Below are 21873 nucleotides of genomic sequence, written 5' to 3'. Positions count from 1 at the left end.
AGAGAAAAATCCAAAATCTAAAATTCTCTAGCTACTAGTCACCAGCCACTAGTCACTCTCCCGACTCCCCAATTCCACAATCCACTCCTGCAAGATCGGATTCACCAATTCTGGTGCTTCGTCTTGGGGACAATGCCCGACTCCTTCTAAGGGAATAAACTTCTGTACTTGGGGATAGTTTGCTAGCTCTTGCCCCAACTCTACTGGTTCCCAAGGGTCTGCTGTTCCCCACAAGAAAATTGCCGGACAAGATAGCTGGGGCAACAAATCTTCTGGTAGCGGTCCTTGGGAATAGGCTGTGAAAGCAACAAAGACTGCTACAGCCCCAGCATCTTTCGCTGGAGCCATCAAAAGGTCTACTAACTCATCTGTTACTGCTTCAGGATGAGCGTAGGCTTGGAGCAAGATTTTTTTGACTGTTTTCGGTTTGGCAAGTTGTTGAAAGAAAAATTTTCCAACTGGCTGAACTGCTAATAATTTCTGAATCAGCGGCGCGCCGAAGCGTCGATGCCAAGGTAAGCTAATGCGCTTGCGATCGTGAAGCAAACGTAGGGAACAATTGAGCATCGCTACACCCATAGTTAGCTCGGGGGCGTACACTGCTGCTTGCATTGCCGCAATACAACCGACAGAATTACCAACGAAAACTGCTGGCTCTCTTACTACTTCGCGGCAAAAATCAGCAATTTGTTGTCCCCAAGTCTCAAACGAATATAGGATTTGTTCTCCTGGCTTGAATTCCCCTGGAATCGGTTTAGCAGAACCACCAAAACCGATGAGATCGATCGCGTACACCCTACAAGTCTGCGCCAGATCGGGAATATTCTTGCGCCAGTGCCACCAAGAAGCGCCAAAGCCATGTACCAGGATGACGGGAATACCAGTATCGCCTTGTTGTTGATAGCAAATCGAAAATCCCTGCCAAGTCCACGTTTTTACGGGTGGAAATGAGCTGGATGCAGTTAGAGGTGAGGCAGTCATGAATTTGAATAGCTGGTGACGGATGCTGTTTTTATTGTGACAAATCTTTACATTCTCATCTCTTAACTATCTGTAACTCCTATCTCCGCTTCTGATGTCAGCCACAGTTCCCGCACGTCGATCGCCCGCATTCCCGCACGGTGAGCAGCTTCTAAACCTGCATCGCTATCTTCATAAACGATACAATCTGTAGGCGTAACGCCCATGCGATCGGCAGCCAACAGAAAAATATCGGGTGCAGGCTTACCCCGTTCTACATCGTTAACAGTCACGATCGCATCAAATAAAGAATATAACCCGATTGCCTTTAGGGTAGGTTCTACCACGCGAATATCGCCGCCTGAAGCTACTGCTAGGGGAACTCTACCATAGTGACTGCGGGCAACATCTGCTACTGCTTCAATTTCTACGACTTGGTGCAGTAGATCCAAGAAGTATTTTTTCCGTGCGGGATTGACAGTATTAGCGTCTAAGGCATATCCAAAAGTATGATTTACGGTTTCGATCAATTCTAACGATGACATACCTCGGCGATCGTAAAGCCATTCCTGACTGAGATCGACACCCAAAGGACGCAGCGTTGCCAACCATGCTTGAATATGAGTGGGGATAGTATGCGCTAGAGTGCCGTCACAATCAAAAATTAAAGCGCTATAAGGTGGCGTTGGTACGAGACACGTATCTTGCATACTGCGTTTGACTGACCTACAAACCCTCTTGGGCTACACCGATTATCGCACCTCTACCACCAAAATTTGTCCCCGTCATTCCCCGATTAAAACGGCTAGCTGCGGCTCTGAGGGTAATATTAGGTAGCGGCACGTCGCCCACTTGTAAGACCAAATTGGCATTATCGGGATTGAGATAGAAGTTAGTAAAAGCACTAACTTCTGGACGCGCCGCCGCCACTTTTTTGACATATATAAATACTGGACGTGAGAGGGGTTGGTAACTACTATTGGCGATTGTTTCGGGACTTGGCTGAACGCAACCAGAGCCACTATCAATCGCTACCAGTTTCAATTTATCCTGATTTTTTAAGTAGTAAGCATAGCCAAAATAACCAAGAGCATTGGGATTAGCCGCAACTCCTTGTACTAAAGCGTCGTCGTTAGCATTTGATTTATAATCAGTGCGACTTTTACCTTCCTGCCCTACAGTTGCTAAGGTGAAGTAATCAACAGTTCCCGATTCAGCATCGGGACCGTAAAGCTGTAACGGTTGATTTGGAAAACTACCACGAACTTGGTTCCAATTATTAATCTTACCCTGAGCCGCAGGCTCCCACATTTGTCTTAATTCTCCAGTTTTAAGGCAACTGACAAAATTATTTTGGGGATTCACTACAACTGCCAAACCATCAAAGGCAATCGGTAATTCTGTATATTCAACTTTATTTTGCTGGCACAACTCCATCTCTTGCATGTTAATGGGACGAGATGCACCAGTGATATCCGTTTCTCCAGCACAGAATTTTTTGAAACCGCCACCAGTACCGGATATGCCTACATTTACTTTTACGTCTGGATTATCCTGAGTAAATGCTGCTGCCATTGCCTGAGAGATAGGGAACACCGTACTGGAACCGTCGATAACTACGCTACCCGATAATCTATTCGTGGTTATATTTCTTTGAGCTACATTTAACGCTTGGGGAAAATCCACAGCCGTATCAGTTGTTTGAGTATTCGTACAACCAAATAAGCCCAACATGAAACTCATGACACTTACAGATGCCAGTTTGTATTGCTGCAACATATTTTTTCTGATTAGCGCTGTTTGATAATTAATAATTGGTAAGTCAGTCAAGCAACAAGAGATAAAATGCTAACTTCTGACTTCCAACTTGCGACTTATAAGTTATCTTGCTGCTTGAACTGTTTCTGGTTTCAATTTCAAGTCATTACCAGTATCGGGAATAAGCCTTTGCAAAATTTGAGCGATCGCAGGTAAGAATATCACCATTACCAACACGCCAATTCCATTGAAAAGAATCTGTGCGTTAGCCACTTGACGACCGACACCCGCACCACCAGAAAATGAAAGTACCAGTTGTACTAACAAGGGCGCAAAAATAATTCCTAAAATGGCACTAACTAAATTGAATCCGAAATGAAACGCTCCTGTGCGTAATGCCGGACGACCGCGCCCGATTGTAGCAATTAACGTATCGGCGCAAGTCCCGACTTCTGCACCTAGCATGATGGCAACTCCCGCAGGTAGGGAAATTAGACCGGAGCTTGCTAAGGTAATCACGATCGCTACGGTAGCGGAAGAAGACTGAATAATTACGGTAAATAATGCGCCAACAGCAGCACCTAAAATCGGATTATTACCCAAGGTTTCCATCAAATCGATGAAGGGTTCGTAGGTGCGGAAAGGTTTCATCGCTTCATCGATCGCTTCTAATCCATAAAACATCAAACCAAATCCTAGCAGTACGATACCAAGATTTTTCCAGGTCTTTGTTTTCTCCAAAAATAACAATAATAACCCCGCAAACATCAGTAGGGGAATGTACTGTTCGATGTCCAAAGAAATGATTTGCGCTCCTACCGCAGTGCCGATATTTGCCCCTAAAACCACCCCCAATGATTGTACAAAAGTCAAGACTCCTGCACTCACCATCGCAATCGTCATGATGATTGTGACAGAGGAGGATTCAAGTAGCGTGGTGGCTATAGCTCCCGTAACTACACCTGCAAAGCGGTTTGTGGTGCATTTACTCAAAAAACCTCTCATCCGTTCCGTACCCATGTCCTCTAGCCCTTCGGAGAGACGGGTAACGCCATAGATAAACAGTACTAAACCTGCTAACGCACCCATACCCATTGCGAAGAAGTCTATTAACTCTTCTTTTTCCTCGGCTGCGGCTGGTTCTGGTTTAGCAGCAGGAGCCTGAGCTATTACAAATTGAGTTGAGTTATTTTCAGGTCGGAGCGGAGTTTGAGCTTGAGCGGTTGTTTGTGCGATCGGAAAGTCATGCGAGCGGTTGAAGGGAGAAGGCGCGATCGCGAGGGCTGCTACTAGCAAGCTGAGACTAAAATACTTAAGTACTCTACTCTTAATGTTTTTGAATCTATACATTTTTCTGATGGTGCAACTATACAACAAAAATATATCGATTGAATTTTTATTGCGTGTATAGAAGCCAACATTGAGTCAGATATTTTATCACTTGAAAAAGACAGAAAGCAATTTTGACGACAGATTTTTGGTTACAATTTAGTTAAAACCAAATTAATCACGGGTTAAACCACAAAGAGTTCAATTGATACTGAGAAAGTCTCAGATTGCAACAAATAAGCTAGCTCATATTTTAAGTTAATGAGCATTAGGTAAGTAATTGGCATTTGTGAGAATGAGTCAAGCTTTTATCAGCGTTAATTTTTAAGTATCCTGGTTATCTTTATATTTCTGATTTCGTACAGGTCGGCTCAATATCAAAGCCAAGATAATAATAACTGTGCCATTTTCTAGTTCCAGTCAACGCTTGACTAGACCAAACGGTGAGATGAAGACCTTCAAAACTCGCACAAGAACGAAACGATTCTTCTATACCATCGCTATCTAAATCGCCTACTACTTTTAACCCAACTCTATGAAGTTGGTTACTTGAGGTCAAAATACCAATTGCAGGTACGCTCAGATGAGAGCGATTATTCAGTAGCGATAGCCGATAAGATTTTCCAGAGACATTGTGTGGTTTTGATATCTCACTACACTGGCGATCGCTTACTGATACAACCGTTCCACTAACTACTTTCTGTGGAACAGACAGAAGTACGAGATTGACTTGACTACCAATATTGAGACTTGTCGCGGACGTGATGAGACAAACTAAATTTTCTTTCGCTACCACAATGCCGAGTTTTCGATCCAGCGAACCAGCCATAGCAAATTGCGAGTCGAAAACAAGCATGAAGCCAGCCACAATTGGAAAAACTCGCTTCATTTCAATTTGAAAACTCAATTAATCTTTCGCTAACCTTGATTTTTCAATGAACCCTACCCGCACCAAGATACAATTCTGCGACTTTGGGATCGTTGAGCAACTCATTCCCAGGACCGGAAAAGCGATCGCGTCCCGTGTCTAATACATAACCCCGATGTGCCATTGCCAAAGCTCTACGAGCATTCTGTTCCACTAAGACAATTGCTGTTCCACCTTGGTTAATTTGTTGAATTTGTTCAAAGACACTCGCTACCAATACGGGAGATAAGGCAGCACTCGGTTCGTCAAGTAATAATAAACTCGGTTCTAGCATCAAAGCTTTACCCATCGCGAGCATTTGACGTTCTCCCCCAGAGAGGGTTCCAGCTTTTTGCCGTCTGCGGGTGGCTAGAACCGGGAAAGTCCCATAAATTCTATCTTTTAAAGGAGCTAATGCAGTTTTGCGAATGTATGCTCCCATTTCCAAATTTTCTTCTACGCTCAAAGAGGCGAAGACGTTAGAAATTTGCGGTACATAACACATTCCCATCTGCACGATTTGATTTGACTTCAAACCAGTGATACTGCGATTTTTAAACGTAACTTTGCCTCGATGGGGGCTGAGTAATCCAAAAATCGTCTTAGCTAGAGTCGATTTTCCCGCACCGTTGGGACCAATCACCGCTACGATTTCTCCAGGAAAAATCCGAAAATTAACACCTTGGAGAATATCTAGGTCTTTGACGTACCCAGCCCAAACATCTTCAACTTCTAACAGAGGAGCAGAACTGTACATACCTCAAGGTTGGCTCTCAGCAATTAGCATTTAGCTTATCCCAGATTATGACTCAGCAAGTGCGATCGCTACCATTTACATCTGCCCTCTGCTAGCTAAGGAGTTTTCTGCAAGTCTGGTCTTTCTTCTGGGACAATCGCCCCCTCCACAGGACAAACTTGAATGCAGATGCCGCAGTCTATACAAGTCGTAAAATCGATCCAGTACCATTCTGTCCCCTGAATATTTTTCCCTGGACCTGGATGAATACATGCTACAGGACAGGCATCAACGCAATCCGCAACACCTTCGCAAACTTCAGTAACAATTGTGTGTGACATAGAGCGTTCCCTTAAAATGTTTCGATTTGCAGCGCTAATGCTTGTTTTTGTACTCTAACAAAAAATTCTGTTGTCGTTAATTTTTATTACATTCTCACTCATTTAATTTTAACGAGTAACGATTAAGTATTGTCTCTGTAACTGTAACTGGCAATCTCTAAGATACTTAAACCAACAAAACATACACAGAATCATCTGACTGATATTCTACTCGATGTAATGTATAATAAACTACATTCAATCCGTAAATCTGGGCATCTTTCGTGTAGTGCAATCCAGCTTTCTCCATCACGCACCGGGAAGCTAAATGGTGTGGCAGCGTCAACGCTACAATTTTGTCTAATTGCACTTGCTCAAATCCGTACCTCAAACTAGCTTTTGTTGCTTCAGTTGCTAGCCCTTGATTCCAGTATGCCCGATCGAGACGGTAAAGAACTTCTACTTCATGGCTATCGGGCAAGCAGTTGAGTCCGCACTGTCCGATTAATTTATGGTTGACGCGATCGCAAATTGCCCAAACGCCAAACCCGTGTTGCTGCCAATGGTAGGTAAAGTAGTTATAGGCTGCTTGAGCTGCTTCCCTTACTTGCTCCAGCGGTACGCTCCCCTTGGGAGAGTAACGGGTATATTCTGGATCGGCAAAAATTCGCACGTAATCTTCTAAATCTCTCTCAGTAAAACACCTCAGTCGCAGTCGAGCAGTTTCAATTGCAGGCATCACTGTTTATCGCATCTCTACACATCTTGTAATATAAAAAAGCTTCTCCGAAGCGATCGCACTGTCGTAAACTAAGCTTTGCTTACTAATCAGTTATCAGTTATCAGTTGTCAGTTATCAGTTATCAGTGAACAGGAGTTAGGAGCAGGAGCCAGACTTTTCAAGTTCTTTCTCCCCCAGCCTCCCCAGCTTCCCCAGCTCCCTCAGCTCTCTTTCCCCTCACCCCCCATCATAAATTTTTCTTTAAAACAGGCAAACTCCTATCGGAAAACAGGGGTTTTATGGCAGGATCTGTATAGTAGGCGAACTATGACATTTTGACGACAGGAAAACAAAAATGGCGCTTCAACTTGGCGATACAGTACCTAACTTTACCCAGTCCTCTTCATTTGGGGATATCGATTTTTACGAATGGGCTGGTGATAGCTGGGTAGTGCTTTTCTCTCACCCTGCTGACTATACCCCTGTTTGCACGACAGAATTAGGCGAAGTCTCAAAACTGAAGCCTGAATTTGATAAGCGGAATGTAAAAGTGATTGCTTTGAGCGTTGATGATGCTGAATCTCACAAAGGTTGGATTGGCGATATCAATGAAACTCAATCCACAACCGTTGACTATCCGATTTTGGCAGATCCCGACAAAAAAGTCTCTGATTTGTATGGCATGATCCACCCGAACGCCAATGCTAAAGTTACCGTTCGTTCGGTTTTTGTGATTGACCCCGCCAAAAAATTGCGCTTGACTATCACTTACCCACCTAGCACTGGTCGTAACTTTGAAGAAATCTTGCGGGTGATCGATTCTCTGCAACTAACTGATAACTACAGCGTTGCTACGCCAGTGAACTGGAAAGATGGAGATGATGTAATTGTCGTACCTTCTATGTCAACTGAAGAGGCGAAGCAAAAATTCCCTAAAGGAATTCAGGAAGTTAAGCCATATTTACGGGTAACTCCTCAGCCCAATAAATAAATTCGAGAGTTCGAGAATTCCGATTGATGTAGAGACGTTACATGTAACGTCTCTACTAATTTATGTGCGCAGCTTATTGATAGAATGCTACATCTATCGCTTTGGAGAGGGAAAACACCTTGCAAAGCCTACTACGCATATCAAAAATCATCGACACGATGAACGAATGGATTGGACGCTTCACGGCTGGCTTCGTCCTGCTCATGGTACTCGTCGGAGTCTGGAACGTCGTCGGTCGCTATCTAGGACGGGCAGTAGGACAAAACTTGAGTTCTAACGCTTTAATTGAAGCTCAATGGTATTTATTCGATCTTGTATTTCTTTTGGGTGCTGCCTACACCCTCAAATATAACGATCACGTCCGAGTAGATATTTTCCATCGTAACTGGTCGCCCAAACTCAGAGCCTTGACCGATCTCTTAGGCACAATATTATTTCTGATTCCTTTTTGCATCATCGTGCTGGTTGTTTCTTGGGACACCATTCTTGTCTCTTGGAGAATTGGCGAAACTTCTCCCGATCCTGGTGGATTACTCCGCTACCCAATCAAAACGATGATTATCGTTAGTTTGGTGTTACTGATTTTTCAAGGGATTTCTGAAGCCATCAAAAACTTAGCTATTATCACCAATCGAATGCAGCAGGAGGAACAGAGTGATAACCCTGGAACTGGACTATGAGTGGTTGGGTCCCTTGATGTTTGCAGGGGCGCTGGTACTGCTTTCTTTCGGCTACCCAGTTGCATTTGCTTTAGGTGGAGTAGCAATTTTATTTGGCTTGCTAGGTATTAGTTTGGGTGTATTCGACCCGATTTTTCTCACGGCTATGCCTCAGCGGATTTTTGGCATCATGGCTAATTACACGCTGCTGGCAATTCCCTATTTCATCTTTCTGGGTTCGATGCTGGAAAAGTCGGGTATCGCTGAGAATCTGCTGGAAACAATGGGAATTCTCTTGGGGCGATTGCGTGGAGGTTTGGCTTTAGCAGTCGTGGTTGTGGGGGCGCTACTAGCGGCAACAACGGGTGTAGTCGCTGCAACCGTAGTAGCAATGGGTCTAATTTCCCTCCCAATCATGCTGCGATACGGTTACGATAAACGATTAGCTACTGGCGTAATTGCTGCTTCTGGGACGTTGGGACAGATTATTCCTCCTAGCGTAGTGTTAGTCGTATTAGGCGATCAGTTGGGCGTTTCCGTTGGAGATCTATTTATTGGTTCCGTCATTCCTGGTTTGATGATGGCAGGAGCATTTGCCATACACGTTGTAGTTGTAGCGTTCCTCAAGCCAGAAGTAGCCCCAGCTTTACCAGAAGATGTCAGGGCAGCAGCAGGAAAAAATTTGGGTAAACGAGTTGTACAGGTGATGATCCCGCCCTTGCTGTTGATTTTATTAGTGTTAGGTAGTATCTTCTTTGGCATTGCCACGCCAACAGAAGCAGGTGCAGTAGGATGCTTGGGCGCAATAGTACTAGCTGGTTTTAACCGTCAGTTGAGTTGGCGATCGCTCTGGCAAGTTTGCGACGTTACCCTGCGAATTACCAGCATGGTCATTTTTATTTTAATTGGCTCGACCGCTTTTAGTTTGGTATTTCGCGGCTTAAACGGCGATCGCTTCATGTTTGACGTTCTGACTAATCTACCTGGCGGCGAAATCGGCTTTTTGTTCGTCAGTATGCTGGTGGTGTTTATCCTCGGCTTTTTTATCGATTTCTTCGAGATTGCCTTTATCGTCGTACCTCTATTTGTTCCCGTAGCGCAGAAATTAGGCTTGAATCTCATTTGGTATGGCGTGGTATTAGGAGCTAACTTACAAACATCCTTTCTCACTCCGCCTTTCGGCTTTGCTCTGTTCTATCTACGGGGTGTTGCTCCCCGCGAAGTTACTACTGGAGATATTTATCGCGGTGTGGTTCCGTTTATCATCCTGCAACTACTCGTTTTATTGGCGATTATCGTCTTCCCTGGAATTGTTAGTTTTCTTCCCTCACTGATTCGCTGAACTCGTATCTGTCTGAGAGTCCGTGCGGCTAAGAATTCTATTCACTGAGGCTGAGTCTGAGGCGATCGCCTTGACTTCAAACAAGTTTAATCCAACCAAAATTACAATAACTCCACCACAGTCGCAGGATAATTAAGATAGAAACACTATTTTCATTTGAGTTATTACAGCCAATGGATAAAAATCTAGCAGCTGTCTATCTGCTAATCTTGTTAGTCCTGCTGGGCGGAACGGCACTGGCTATCTTTCGCCAAGTCTTTAAAACGCGCCGCGTTGAAGGTACTCTGGCACAACTGCAAAAAAAGTTGTCTCAAGCCCAAGGCACGGCTGAAGAGCATTACGAGTTGGGTGGAATTTATTTAGATAAAAAACTTTACACCCAGGCGATCGCCAATTTCCAAAAAGCACTCAAAGCAGCGGAGCAAGAAGAGCAAAACCCAGAAAATCTAGCTCTCATCTACAACGGCTTGGGTTATGCTTATTTTGCTCAAGACCAATACGACTTGGCAATTCGCAACTACAAAGAAGCCTTGAGATTATATCCAAGCTATACTACAGCGCTTAATAACGTCGGTCACGCCTACGAACGAAAGAACTTGACTACCCAAGCACTACAAGCTTACGAGCAAGTATTAGAGTCAGAACCAAAAAACAGTACGGCAAAACGACGGGCTGCATCTCTTCGCAAGCGGGTTGCTTAGCGAAGAATAGGGTGCGTTCAATAACGCACCCTAAGCTTTTTAACCCCCCCTCCCTCAAATTAAGCTTCTTTGTTGAAAAAGCCTTGAATTTGTCTGATTGCAGCAGGAGCAATGTTAAATAGCGCCCAGCTAGCAGCAGCGATTACTGGTAGCAGAACAAAAGCAACGCGCAGATCGATGTCCATATGTCTTCCTCTCTTAAATAGAGTTTAAAGATTTTTGAAATTTTCTCATCTTTAATTGTTAGCCGAAAACGACAAATTGACTAGTCCTTTTCAAAAGTCAAAAGTTAAAAGTCAAAAGTTAAAACAAACTGCTTCCTAGTCTCCCTAGTCTCCCTAGTCTCCCTAGTCTCCCTAGTCTCCCTTGTCCCTTGTCTCCCCCCTCTCCCTTGTCTCCCTTGTCCCTAGTCTCGGTAAAATCCTAGATCGGTTCCCTTCCCTGCATGGACGAGGGCGAGTTTTTCGTAGCGACGAGCGTGTTCGATCAATTCTGCGGCTTCGGCTTGGGAGACTTCCCGTAAAATTTTGGCAGGTACTCCGACAACAAGCGATCGCGGTGGTACATCTTTACTCACAACTGCTCCCGCTCCCACAATGCTTCCCGCTCCGACTCTAACACCATCTAAAATTACTGCGCCAATACCGATTAAACTGCCCCGCTCGACGTAAGCTGAATGCACGACCGCCCGATGTCCTACCGTAACATAATCTTCCAAAACAGTCGGTTTTCCAGGATCGCCGTGTAAGATAGCGCCATCTTGAATATTAGTACATTCACCAATTTCAATCCTTTCGACATCGCCGCGCACCACGGCTCCGTACCAAATACTCGCACCTTTTGCCAGCTTGACAGCGCCCATGACGACAGCATTAGCTGCAACAAAGGCAGCCGGGGAAAGATCGGGAATTGACCAGTAGGATTGGGCAGACACGATAGAATGTTCTATATGATGATTAAGAATCATCGTTTAGCTTAAAACCTTAAGATTCCAAATCTATAATGGTGTAGCTATTCTATACAAAAAATCGCAATGTGATAGTCTTTAGGAGGCGGTGGTGGGTCTAAAAAGCTCTAGTTGGTCGCAAAAACAGAATCGAATCAACGGCAGTGGTAGACAAGTCAGTATTCTGGTTTACGCCTCATGATCAATCCAGGCTTGCAGTACCCAATATTTGGTCCAGAAATTCCGTGTCCCCACTGTCGCCAACCGATCCCGGCGCTAACGTTGACGGATACTTATTTATGTCCGCGTCATGGGGCTTTTGAAGCCGATCCGAAAACAGGTGAATTGATTCATCTCCAGTCAGGTCGCCACTGGCGGCGTTGGAATAACGAGTGGTACAGACAACATACCCACCCAGACGGTATTAGGTTTGAAATTCACGAAGCACTGGATAGGCTGTATACACAGGGTTATCGCGCCACGCGGGTGATTATCGCTCGTCGCTATCAAGACTTAATTAGCGGTTACTTGGAGCGCAGTACCCCCTGGAAAGGGCAGTCCGACCAAACCAAACCCAGACTTTACGGCTTACCCGTAGAATTTAGCCCCGATCCTTTAGATGAACCCTGCTGGGAAGTCATTAATTTCGATCTAGAGAAAGAACCAGGAGTCCCCGTTCGCTATCCCTACTTCCGGTTATTTGAGTGAATAGGGAGTCGGGAGTCGGAAGTAGGGAGTAGGGGAAGAAAGTAGTTTTACATCCCCCTTGTCCTCCTTGTCCCCCTTGTCCTCTTTCCCTCGCCCCTCGCCCCTCGCCCCTCGCCCCTCGTCCCTAGTCATGCACCACGTCTCCATTCGGACTGCAAATATTCATAAAGCGATCGCCTTTTACGAGCAGTTAGGATTTACTGTGTGCGATCGCTTTACCACGGGTTACACTCTGGCTTGCTGGATGGAAGGATTAGGAGGGCGGATTGAATTAATTCAAATTCCCCAGCCGCGCCCCGCCCCAGATGCGTTTGGTGACGAGCATTACGTAGGTTATTACCATCTATCGTTTGATTTGACCGATACTGCTACCGATTTACCAAGTTGGTTAACTTCTGTAAAGGATCGATTTGCCCAAGCTGCTGAAACCCAACCAGAACAGTATCAACCCTTAAAAGTCTTATTAGAACCCACGCAACAACAAATCGGCGATCGCGTTTATGAAGTCGCATTTATCGCCGATACTGATAGTTTACCCTTAGAATTTATTCGGACTTTACCCAAACTACAATCGGTCTAAGCCTCAAGCTAGCGCCAAAGTAGGAACGCTAGTTGCAGTACTACGCTTGTGGTCTGGATCGTAGAAGGGAAGAGATTTGATGCTGGTAGGGATGGTTTGCCCGTGAATTTCTACAGTCATTTTGGGGGTGAGGGAAGTTGTCGCTTGGGCGTAGTTGGACGATACACAGGCGATCGCAATATAATTTTGACCTGCGGGCGACCAACAGCCGCTCGTTACCTGACCGATTGTTTGTTCTCCTACGCGGACGGGGAACTTCGTCCGCCAAGGGGTACGCAAATCTTGTAAAAACAAAGATTGTTCGCCGTAAGTTTGATGGAGAAACTGGCGATCTAACTCCAATCCTACCAACTGTCGCTGTACCCCTTGTTCCTTTTCTTTCAGCAATGCTTCCCGACCGATGAAACTTGCCTTGCTAAAGTCTACAGTCCAAGCCAAGCTGACTTCTAGGGGAGACAATTTTTCTGCGTCGGTTTGAGCTTGACGGGAGGGAATGTAATCGTATTCGTACCAAATTAGACCAGCTTCAATTCTTGCCAAGTCCAGCGCGTAGAAACCAGCAGGCTGAATACCTTCCGAGCTTCCTGCTTCCATCAAAATATCCCACAGGGCGATCGCATCTTTAGCATCAGACCAGACTTCATAACCGAGATCGCCTGTATAACCCGTGCGGGAAATCACCACCGGGATATCGCGAATTTTTGTCTCGACGAAATTGAAATACTTTAGCCCATCTAAGTTAGTAGCAGCAACTTGATTTAGGATAGTGCGGGATTTCGGTCCTTGTAAGGGTAGGGTGTTAGTTGTCAGGGTTTTGTCTTGAATCTCGACTCGCAAGCCTGTGGCATTTGCCTGCACCCAATCTAAAGTTGGAGTATTGGTCGTCAATTGAAACGTTGTTTCGTCAAAACGATAAACTGTACCATCGTCGAGCAACTTACCCTCAGCATCGCACAGAGCTGTATACATAACTTGCCCGATTTTGCACTTATTAATATTGCGCGTAATCAAGCGATCCAGTAACAAAGCTGCATCTGCACCGCGAATGAGATAGACGTACAGTGGAAAGAAATCAAACAAAGCAGCCGTATTGCGAATTGCTAAATACTCAGGCATTATCGAGAAGTTATAAGTGTCTGCCATGATGTAACCTTCCCAGGACTGCCATTTCCGAGACTTACATAGTGCTGCGACTCTAGGATATACGGGTGTTGGTTTTAACATAGGTTTTCAGTAAGTAGTGAGTAGTGTGAAGAAGTGGCAAGTGGGGAGTGAGAGAATTTTTTGACTTTTAACTTTTAACTTTTGACTTTTGATTCCCGACTCCCGCTTCTATTGCAGGTTGGAGGAAATGGGGTGATTCGCTCAGCATTGTTCCTAGACGTTTGATTTTTTCGACGAGGGCAACTGTGCGATCGAAGGTGACTAGGGGATTAATCAGGGTAAATTTTAGATATGCCTTGCCTTGGATTTCGGTCTGACCGATGACGGCTTTACCTGTCTGTAATAAGGCTTGTTTGATGCCCAAATTTACAGCATTGGTGGAGCGATATCGAAAGACAACAGTACTCATTTCGGGGCTGACTGCTAGTTCTAGCTGCGGATCTTGCTCGATGTGTGCCGCAATTTGCTGAGTGATTTCAATGCCGCGATCGACAACGCCAGCAAAGAATTCTCGCCCGAGGGCGCGAAAGGCAATATATGGTTTGACTGCATCAAACCGACGAGTGGTCTGAATTGATTTTGTCACTAAATCGGGAATGCCTTCGTCTTCGTTATGCTCTGGATTTAGGTAAGCAACATTCAGCCGCATCAACTCAAAGCGAGATTTATCTTTGAGTAAGAACAGACTACAGGGAATCGGTTGATAGAAGAGTTTGTGAAAATCGATCGTGATAGAATCTGCTTGGTGAATGCCAGCTAGTTTCTGGCGATGGCGATCGCTGAGCATTAACGCTCCACCATAGGCAGCATCGACGTGCAACCAGGTGTTGTGTTCGTGGGCGATCGCAGTCATTTCGGCGATCGGGTCGATACTACCGAAATCTGTCGTCCCAGCTGTTGCGACAATGCAAATTGGAATCAAATCTTGGCGATCGATATCTTCTAAGCACTGCACCAAATGTTGAGAACAGAGGCGATAGTTCTTGTCAACTTTGACGCGCACGACTGCATTCATCCCTAAGCCTAAAATCGCTGCCGATTGTTGAACGCTAAAGTGTGCTACCTCCGAACAGAGAATCCGAAATCGCCCTGCTAAGTTTGGCAACCCGTGCAGCTGACTTGTAAATCCACGTTGCTGCAAAGCATAATCCCGCGCTAGCATAAACGCCATAAAATTTGACTGCGTGCCACCACTGGTAAGAGTGCCATCAGCGTTGGCATCGTAACCATACAACTGACACATAAAGTTAATCAAATTCTGCTCTAGTAGCGTCGCTGCACCGCTCTGATCCCAAGAGTCCATCGACTGATTAAATGCCGAGATCAGCATTTCTGCTGCTAGAGAGGGAATTAAAACTGGGCAGTGCAAGTGAGCCACGCAATCGGGATGATGTACGGCGATCGAATGGCTGAAGATCGCCTCTACAGCTTCTTGTAAAACTTGCTGAGTCGGGATTCCTTGCTCTGGCAGAATCTTTTGAGTGAGAAACTCGCTGAGAGTTGCGGGAGATAAGCCACTGAAAACTCGTTCTTGCTGGCTCAGGCAGTCCTGAATTAACTTCTGAGTTTGCTGTACAGTTTGAGCGTATTGGGCTAAGCTTTCAGGATTGTGATTGAGAAAATGCTGTAAGTCCATTTTTGATTAAATGTTCTCCTGGGCAACAGCTGCAACTGCATCTCGGAAAATTTGACAGACATCATCAATCTGTGGTGCTTCGATAATCAGAGGTGGTAGAAAGCGCACGACGCTGGAATTACGACCACCTAGTTCGATAATTAAACCGCGATCGAGACACTCAGCTTGAAGTTGGCGACCCAGGTGTCTGACTTGTGCGGATAGTTCTACTCCCACCATTAGCCCCCGTCCCCGCACGTCGGCAATCAAGTGGGAAAATTCGGCTTGGATTTGCCATAACTGCATCTGAAAATGCATCCCCATTTGCTCAACATAGCTAGCGAGTTGATTTTCACGGATGTAGCGAATGGTGGCGAGTCCAGTCGCCATTGCAAGTTGATTGCCTCGGAAAGTGCCTGCGTGTGCGCCTGGTTGCCAAACATCTAATTCATCTTTGTAAAGAATGACTGCTAGCGGTAAGCTACCCCCAACTGCTTTGGATAGAACGATAACATCAGGTATGATTCCAGAACGTTCAAAGGCGTAAAGCGTCCCTGTTCTACCTAGACCAGTCTGAACTTCATCCGCAATTAAGGGAATGTTTCGTTCTCGCGTAATTCTGCGTACCTCTCGCACCCAAGCGTCCGGTGCTGGAATTACACCACCTTCACCTTGAACGATTTCCATGACTAAACCAGCTAGGGGAAGAATGCCACCCTCTGGATCGCCCAAGGTTGTCTCTAGGTATTGGCTACACTGTTGATAATCTTGCTCGCAGTCGCCCGTACCGATAGGATAGCGATGATGATAAGGGTAGGGGAAGAAATGAACATCTGGCATTAACCCTGGAACTTGCATTTTGGGACCTAAACTTCCCATCAGTGCCAAAGAACCGTGAGTCATGCCGTGGTAGCCACCGCGAAAAGCACCAACTGCCCGTCTACCTGTTGCCGTTTTGACTAACTTGAGTGCAGCTTCAACGGCATCGGAACCGGAGGGACCGCAGAATTGAATTTTGGCATTTTTGCTAAATTCTGCTGGCAAGGACTCGAATAACTCGGAAACAAACTCATCCTTAATTGGCGTGATCAGATCCAATGTCTGCATGGGCAGATCGTTATTGAGTGCGTCGTAGATTGCTTGCTTGACAGCTGGGTGGTTGTGTCCTAGAGGTAATGCACCCGCGCAAGCTAAGCAGTCGATGTATGTTTTGCCATCTACGTCTTTAACGTAAATGCCCTTAGCTTCTGATATTGCTAACCCCAAGTTTCGAGCGTATGTTCGCGCGTTTGATTCGCGGCGAGCTTGCCTTTCTAAAATGGGAGTCGATCGCTTAATAATAGTTACCATGAATAGTCCTGAGTAATTTGTGAATGAGTTAAGTCAAGAGAAATAACATAGCTTGCAATGCACAGAACTCGCTTGAGATAGCTACGTTATAAGAGCTATACCAGAGCTAAAGAAGTCATCTGAACATGTTTAATCCTACTGAGTTGAGTACAAGAAACTATTTCTACAGCTCTTAGCTGTCAAAGATATTTTTTTTCACCATGCCTTTTACCTATGTTTGGCAAAACTTCAAACTGGAGATATCTCATGCACTACTTCAAAATAGTTAAATTCAGATGAAAAGCCAGGCATATAGCTTTCTAAAATCACTGAATATATATCGATAGGAAATGAAGGATAGCAGATGATTTCTACATATATTTATCAGGTTTTTACTCAATACATAATATAGATATTCAAGCAACAAAGAGTCACTTGTTTTCGATCTTATTTATGTTATTTGAGTTGACCGAGTTTAGAATTTCTTATCGCAAAGATTTAAACTCGTTATGATTCGATAATTTCATTATTTCTTAAGATTGTCAACTAGTATTTTCCGCAAGAAATAAAAATACTCAATGTGTTTTTTTTTACTTAGAACTTAGTAAGTATAATCACTAGGATATATCTAGCGTAAGCAAATAAAGTATTATCTCATACAGGTTCGTACACTTACTCCTCTATATAATACAAGTGAATTTGAAAAACAACTATTGAATAAATAAAGACTGTGCAGCAATCGTATCTATTTATGCATTACAAAGCTAATGCACATAATCCATGTTTAACAATGCTACAAACTGTTAGGTTTATGGACGCAGCGATAATACGAAAATTAAGCTTTCTGTCTCTATTTTAGATAAAAAAATATTTAGATAAATTCATCCATACCCTTTTCAGGTTAACCGATTAGAATGCAGCTATTATAACCCAGTTAGTTCAAATTTAATGTTTTGTATAAAGCATTATTTAAATCTTTAAGTAGGTTAAAAGTTATTGCATGAAACTACAGAGAATGACTAGAGCAAATTGTAAAGCAACGGTGAAAATTGGATTTGAATTATTTTAAGAATATATAAATTATGGGGCGAATATTGAATTGCGAATTGATTCATGATTGTGGGCGATCTCGTCGGTATTACGCAGACTACGTACACAACTAGATGAGTTGATGAATATCCAGGATTCTCAACTCACTTATTTAAGTCTGCGGCGAATGGAGATTGAATAAGTGAGTGTTGGAGGAAAGGCGATCGCAGATAGATTGAGATAAAAAAATTAAACAAAAGTCGATGCTTAGGTAAACAAATGCTAATCCCTAAGTTGCGGTCGGCGGACTACAGTAGAGTCAATAAGACTACTGAACTTAGCAACCACTGACTGTCAATCGAAACAATTCATGCGGATTTTTACTTATTTACGCCGTCATCGGCTATTTGTGATTCCATTCACTCTTTGTCTGAGTGGAGTGCTGTTCTTGGCTAATGGAATAACGCTGAGTTTTCCCGCTGCTGCTGACTCTCAGCGTCCTGCTGCTACAGTCACGCGATCGCCTCTATCCGTCACGGAAGATGTCCGTAAAACAATACTGGAAAACGGTCTAACGATTTTAACTAAAGAAGTCCATACTGCACCAGTCGTTAGCGTCCAGGTATGGTACAAAGTCGGATCGCGCAATGAAGCTCCAGGGGTAAACGGTATTGCCCACCAATTGGAGCATATGCTGTTTAAAGGTACGACGACCCGTCCAATTCAATTTGGTCGCCTGTTTAGTGCTTTAGGTAGCGAGTCCAATGCTTTTACCAGCTTCGACCAAACAGCATATTTTGGCACGGTAGAACGAAATAAATTGAAGGCGCTGCTGGAACTTGAAGCAGATCGGATGCAGAATGCGCTAATTAATGACGAGCAACTAGCAAGTGAAAAGCGAGTTGTCATCTCTGAGCTACAGGGTTATGAGAATAGTCCTACTTATCGCCTCGATCGCGCCGTGAGGCGTGCGGCGTTTCCTAACTCTCCATATGGTTTGCCTGTAGGTGGTACGAAAGCTGACGTGGAAAAGTTTACTGCGGAAAAAGTCAGAGATTATTACAACAGGTTTTACAGCCCCGACAACGCTACATTGATTGTAGTAGGAGATTTTGACACTGCACCAACGTTAAAAGCGGTGAAGGAGGTTTTTGGCAAAGTACCGGATCGGGTGAAGGGAACGGGAGTCGGGAGTCGGGAGTCGGGAGTCGGGGGACAAGGGGGAACTCGGGGACCCCACGACCGAAGGGAGTGGGGATTAGGGGGACAAGGGGGACAAGGGGGACAAGGGGGAATAAACTCTTCCTCAGCTCCCTCAGCTCGTTCTAACAGTAAGCCTATCGTACTCAAGGAACCAGGGGCGGCGGCGACGTTGCAAGTCGTGTATCCCTTGCCGGATGCGAATCACCCTGATGTTCCCGCACTGGATGCGATGGATTATATCTTGACAGAAGGGCGGAGTTCTCGATTGTATCAAGCTTTGGTGGAATCGGGTTTAGCGAGTGCGGCAGGCGGTGGCACGGCGAATATGATGGCAGGGGGTTGGTACGAACTCTCGGCTACGGCGGCTCCTGGGCAACAGTTAGATAAAATTGAAGCAGTTCAAGAGCAGGCGATCGCGAATTTGCGAAATAAAGGAGTCACGCCGGAAGAACTCAACCGCGCCAAAGCCCAACTCAAAGCAACGATAATTTTGAGCAATCGCGATATCAGTTCCCAGGCTACACAACTGGGTTACAGCCAAACCACTGCCGGAGATTATCGCTACATCGATCGCTACCTGGCAGCTTTGGATAAGGTAACGGTAGATGATGTCAAGCGGGTAGCAAATACTTACTTAGCTACCGAGAAACGCACCGTTGGCAAGTTTGAACCTACCCAAATCGCCGGACAACCTGGTGGTGCTGGGGCGGGAACTGGTCAAACTGCGGAAAGCTTTAACTTAGGTCCACCTGTCGATCCGGCAGAAGTGGCTAAATACTTACCATCAGTAGATGTTGCGGCTACACCGAAAGCGCGGCGGCTACCGGAAGAAATTACTTTGGATAATGGCTTGCAGGTGTTGCTTCTGCCCGACTCTAGCACGCCAACCGTGACCTTGAGCGGTTATATCAAGGCAGGGACGGAATTCGATCCGAATCAGTCGGGTGGTTTGGCAAGTATGACCGCAGATAACCTAATGAATGGGACGAAGAATCAGAATGCTTTGCAACTTGCTAAGGCGTTAGAGGATAGAGGCGCAAGTCTAGGTTTTTCTGCGAATCGCGAAGGCGTAGAAATTGGCGGTTATAGCTTAAAAACAGATTTGCCTGTAGTGATTCAAACAATGGCAGATGTGGTACAAAATGCCACATTTCCCGATCGCGAATTAGAGCTATCGCGCCAACGCGCCCTGACTCAACTCAAAATAGACTTGGATAATCCCGGACGGGTAGCGCAACGGAAGTTTCAACAGACGATTTATCCTGCGAATCATCCTTTCCATACCTTCCCAACGAAGGAAAGCTTACAGAGTATTGACCGTCAGCAGGTAGTGGAGTTTTATCAAACTCATTACCGTCCCGACCAAACGATTTTGACTTTATTAGGAGACTTCGATCCAAAAGCCGTGCGATCGCTGTTAACGCAACAATTAGCCAAGTGGCAAGGAACGGGCAAACCGCCAACGATCGCCTATCCAGATGTATCTCTACCAGCGAAGGTCAAGCAGTTTAACCCGATTATGCCAGGGAAAACGCAATCGATTACGATTTTGGGATATCGGGGAATTGACCGCAAAGACCCGCGTTACTATACCTCTTTGGTATTGAATCAAATTTTGGGTGGCGATACGCTTTCTAGTCGCTTAGGCACGGAAATTCGCGATCGCCAAGGGTTGACATATGGCATTTATAGTGCATTTCAAGCTGGCAGACATGCCGGACCATTCGCAATTAGAATGCAAACCGACCCAACTGATGCTCAAAAAGCGATCGCCAGCGCCCGCAAATTAATGCAACAAATTCAAACTCAAGGCGTAAAAGCAGAGGAAGTAGAGGCAGCTAAGCGCTCTCTTACCAGTAGTTATACTGTTTCCCTTGCTAGTCCTGACGCTCTTGCTAGTACGATCTTAATGAATGCTGTTTTCGGGCTGGGTGAAGCGGAATTACGCGACTTCCCACAAAAAATTCAAGCTGTCACTTTAGAAAAAGTCAATCTGGCAGCAAAAGAATTGTTGCAACCAGATAAGCTGGCGATCGTTACAGCTGGTCCTGGTAGTGCTACAGCACAAGGGAAGTGAGGAGTGAGGGGACAAGGGAGACAAGGGAGACAAGGGAGACAAGGGAGACAAGGAAGCAGGGGATAAACTGCTGCGCTTTGCCAAATTCTGAATTCCAAATTTCCCTAACTCCTAACTCCTCGCTCCTCACCCCTCTTGACTCTCGACTCCCGCCCTTAACGAGTTAGATATCTACCATCACAGGGAGATTTTATGATGCGCTATTTAAAAAAATTCTTTCTTGTGGCAGGGTTAATACTCTGTACTGCGATCGCTATGCCAAATTTAGCTCAAGCGGCGACGAGTACAGCCCCATCTGTAGACTTGTTGCGTCAGCCAGCGACAGAAATTTCCGTCAGCTTGGGGACTGCTAGTAACGAGCTGAAGTTTGTGCCAGATTCTTTAGAATTATCTGCCTTTAAACGTTACAAACTCGTGCTGACAAATCCTAGTCCGCAGAAACACTATTTCACGGCGAAGGATTTTGCTGATGGAATTTGGACGCAAAAAGTAGAAGCTGGCAATGTAGAGATTAAAGGGGCGATCCATGAATTGGAACTCAAACCGGGAGCCAAGGCAGAATGGGTATTTGTACCTTTGAAATCGGGTAAGTACGCTTTGCGCTGTCCGATTCCCGGGCATACAGAAGCAGGAATGAAGGGGAATATCGCGATCGCCGCCTAAGTCAAACTACAATCAAAACCACAATCGGCTCAAAGTGAAGGACTGTAAATTAAAATAGAGAAGGTGTTTGAATCGTTAGCCTGGATAACAAATTCAGATAACAAATTTATAGACAAGCGCGATCGCATCAAACCT

22 protein-coding genes are annotated in these 21873 nt (G+C 45.1%); 8 read left to right on the top strand and 14 right to left on the bottom strand.

Annotated features, from left to right (window positions below; all coding sequences use genetic code 11):
* Positions 1-48: 48 nt before the first annotated feature.
* The 8 genes from DSM107010_RS11620 to DSM107010_RS11585 form a co-directional block, all read right to left on the bottom strand.
* Positions 49-981: an alpha/beta fold hydrolase gene (locus tag DSM107010_RS11620; RefSeq protein ID WP_106167195.1), complete on the bottom strand. Its 933-nt coding sequence runs from the start codon at positions 979-981 to the stop codon at positions 49-51.
* Positions 982-1043: 62 nt separating this feature from the next.
* Positions 1044-1670, bottom strand: a complete 627-nt coding sequence (locus DSM107010_RS11615; RefSeq protein ID WP_015156418.1) for an HAD family hydrolase — start codon at positions 1668-1670, stop codon at positions 1044-1046.
* Between the two features lie 16 nt (positions 1671-1686).
* A complete protein-coding gene (locus tag DSM107010_RS11610) occupies positions 1687-2739 on the bottom strand; it encodes a PstS family phosphate ABC transporter substrate-binding protein (RefSeq protein ID WP_106167196.1) in 1053 nt (350 codons plus the stop codon).
* 102 nt (positions 2740-2841) lie between these two features.
* Positions 2842-4068, bottom strand: coding sequence for a Na/Pi cotransporter family protein (locus DSM107010_RS11605; protein ID WP_106167197.1), 1227 nt, complete (start codon positions 4066-4068; stop codon positions 2842-2844).
* 322 nt (positions 4069-4390) lie between these two features.
* Positions 4391-4936 (bottom strand): hypothetical protein, encoded by a 546-nt coding sequence (locus tag DSM107010_RS11600; protein WP_106167198.1) that lies wholly within the window; start codon positions 4934-4936, stop codon positions 4391-4393.
* A gap of 43 nt (positions 4937-4979) precedes the next feature.
* Positions 4980-5711, bottom strand: a complete 732-nt coding sequence (locus DSM107010_RS11595) for an ABC transporter ATP-binding protein (RefSeq protein ID WP_106167199.1) — start codon at positions 5709-5711, stop codon at positions 4980-4982.
* 95 nt (positions 5712-5806) lie between these two features.
* Positions 5807-6031, bottom strand: coding sequence for an indolepyruvate ferredoxin oxidoreductase subunit alpha (locus tag DSM107010_RS11590; RefSeq protein WP_015156413.1), 225 nt, complete (start codon positions 6029-6031; stop codon positions 5807-5809).
* 166 nt (positions 6032-6197) lie between these two features.
* A complete protein-coding gene (locus DSM107010_RS11585; RefSeq protein ID WP_015156412.1) occupies positions 6198-6749 on the bottom strand; it encodes a GNAT family N-acetyltransferase in 552 nt (183 codons plus the stop codon).
* Positions 6750-7086: 337 nt separating this feature from the next.
* Here DSM107010_RS11585 and DSM107010_RS11580 point away from each other — a divergent pair, with 337 nt between their 5' ends.
* From DSM107010_RS11580 to DSM107010_RS11565, 4 genes are all read left to right on the top strand, one after another.
* Entirely contained in the window at positions 7087-7722 is a 636-nt protein-coding gene (locus tag DSM107010_RS11580) for a peroxiredoxin (protein WP_015156411.1), read from the top strand.
* Between the two features lie 119 nt (positions 7723-7841).
* A complete protein-coding gene (locus DSM107010_RS11575; protein WP_015156410.1) occupies positions 7842-8402 on the top strand; it encodes a TRAP transporter small permease subunit in 561 nt (186 codons plus the stop codon).
* Positions 8386-9723 carry a TRAP transporter large permease gene (locus DSM107010_RS11570; RefSeq protein ID WP_041463399.1) on the top strand — a complete coding sequence of 446 codons (1338 nt, stop codon included), beginning with the start codon at positions 8386-8388 and terminating at the stop codon, positions 9721-9723. Before DSM107010_RS11575 ends, DSM107010_RS11570 begins: the two co-directional genes overlap by 17 nt.
* Before the next feature lie 173 nt (positions 9724-9896).
* A complete protein-coding gene (locus DSM107010_RS11565) occupies positions 9897-10424 on the top strand; it encodes a tetratricopeptide repeat protein (RefSeq protein ID WP_015156408.1) in 528 nt (175 codons plus the stop codon).
* Positions 10425-10483: 59 nt separating this feature from the next.
* Here the strand turns inward: DSM107010_RS11565 and DSM107010_RS11560 are convergent, their stop codons facing one another.
* Positions 10484-10609: a photosystem II protein Y gene (locus DSM107010_RS11560; protein ID WP_015156407.1), complete on the bottom strand. Its 126-nt coding sequence runs from the start codon at positions 10607-10609 to the stop codon at positions 10484-10486.
* 221 nt (positions 10610-10830) lie between these two features.
* Positions 10831-11391 (bottom strand): gamma carbonic anhydrase family protein, encoded by a 561-nt coding sequence (locus DSM107010_RS11555; protein ID WP_015156406.1) that lies wholly within the window; start codon positions 11389-11391, stop codon positions 10831-10833.
* A 177-nt stretch (positions 11392-11568) separates the two neighbouring features.
* Between DSM107010_RS11555 and DSM107010_RS11550 the strand changes: the two genes are divergently transcribed.
* Positions 11569-12078 (top strand): TIGR02652 family protein, encoded by a 510-nt coding sequence (locus DSM107010_RS11550; RefSeq protein ID WP_015156405.1) that lies wholly within the window; start codon positions 11569-11571, stop codon positions 12076-12078.
* On the opposite strand, the gene DSM107010_RS38345 is transcribed toward DSM107010_RS11550, so the two are convergent.
* Positions 12067-12210, bottom strand: coding sequence for a hypothetical protein (locus tag DSM107010_RS38345; RefSeq protein WP_158631773.1), 144 nt, complete (start codon positions 12208-12210; stop codon positions 12067-12069). The two genes, DSM107010_RS11550 and DSM107010_RS38345, sit on opposite strands and share 12 nt — an antisense overlap.
* On the opposite strand from DSM107010_RS38345, the gene DSM107010_RS11545 reads away from it, so the two are divergent.
* On the top strand, positions 12209-12658 hold the full coding sequence (locus DSM107010_RS11545; RefSeq protein ID WP_015156404.1) for a VOC family protein: 450 nt from the start codon (positions 12209-12211) through the stop codon (positions 12656-12658). The two genes, DSM107010_RS38345 and DSM107010_RS11545, sit on opposite strands and share 2 nt — an antisense overlap.
* Positions 12659-12661: 3 nt before the next feature.
* On the opposite strand, the gene DSM107010_RS11540 is transcribed toward DSM107010_RS11545, so the two are convergent.
* From DSM107010_RS11540 to DSM107010_RS11530, 3 genes are all read right to left on the bottom strand, one after another.
* Complete coding sequence (locus tag DSM107010_RS11540; RefSeq protein WP_015156403.1) at positions 12662-13882, bottom strand: aminomethyl transferase family protein; 1221 nt, start codon at positions 13880-13882, stop codon at positions 12662-12664.
* 67 nt (positions 13883-13949) lie between these two features.
* Entirely contained in the window at positions 13950-15458 is a 1509-nt protein-coding gene (locus tag DSM107010_RS11535) for a pyridoxal phosphate-dependent decarboxylase family protein (RefSeq protein ID WP_127023015.1), read from the bottom strand.
* A 6-nt stretch (positions 15459-15464) separates the two neighbouring features.
* The gene (locus DSM107010_RS11530; protein ID WP_015156401.1) at positions 15465-16787 is read right to left on the bottom strand and encodes a diaminobutyrate--2-oxoglutarate transaminase family protein; all 1323 of its coding nucleotides are present in this window, start codon (positions 16785-16787) and stop codon (positions 15465-15467) included.
* Positions 16788-18165: 1378 nt separating this feature from the next.
* On the opposite strand from DSM107010_RS11530, the gene DSM107010_RS11525 reads away from it, so the two are divergent.
* Positions 18166-21075, top strand: coding sequence for a M16 family metallopeptidase (locus DSM107010_RS11525; RefSeq protein WP_127023012.1), 2910 nt, complete (start codon positions 18166-18168; stop codon positions 21073-21075).
* Positions 21076-21330: 255 nt separating this feature from the next.
* Positions 21331-21738: a plastocyanin/azurin family copper-binding protein gene (locus tag DSM107010_RS11520; protein WP_342669349.1), complete on the top strand. Its 408-nt coding sequence runs from the start codon at positions 21331-21333 to the stop codon at positions 21736-21738.
* The last annotated feature ends 135 nt before the right edge of the window (positions 21739-21873 follow it).

Source organism: Chroococcidiopsis cubana SAG 39.79, assembly GCF_003991895.1.
Lineage (GTDB): Bacteria > Cyanobacteriota > Cyanobacteriia > Cyanobacteriales > Chroococcidiopsidaceae > Chroococcidiopsis > Chroococcidiopsis thermalis.
Note: the sequence above shows the minus strand (reverse complement) of the source record. Positions and strands in the feature narration are given on the sequence as shown.